This window comes from Thiocapsa sp. (genome assembly GCF_011390875.1).
GTDB lineage: Bacteria > Pseudomonadota > Gammaproteobacteria > Chromatiales > Chromatiaceae > Thiocapsa.
Genome location: NZ_JAABRP010000056.1, coordinates 1 through 297, shown reverse-complemented (window position 1 = coordinate 297; position 297 = coordinate 1). Strand labels below are relative to the sequence as shown.

The window sequence follows — 297 nt, the reverse complement described above, 5'->3', positions numbered from 1 at the left end:
GGGCGAGGCCGGATACCCCATCGCGGGGCGGATGCCCTGGTAGCGCTCCTCGATCATGTCCTCGTTGCTCAAGGTCTCGTCGGGTGCATAGCGCCAGTGGCGGGTGCGCACCCGTGCGTGCAGCATCTCGGCCAGCGCCTCGGCGAGCCTGTCGGCGATGGCCTTGAGCATGATGGCGGAGTAATCGTCGTGGTCGGCCTCGAAGGCCGCAACACGTTCATCGATCCCGATCCCGGTGGTGCAGGCGAAGCCGCCGACATAGTCGGGGATGCCGCTCTCGGCCGGGGCGATATAGTC

General features: G+C 67.3%; 1 protein-coding gene. It reads right to left on the bottom strand.

Annotation, left to right across the window (positions count from 1 at the left end; translation table 11 throughout):
* On the bottom strand, window positions 1-297 hold a 297-nt coding region (locus tag GPT33_RS06410; RefSeq protein WP_296806558.1), incomplete at both ends, for a vitamin B12 dependent-methionine synthase activation domain-containing protein.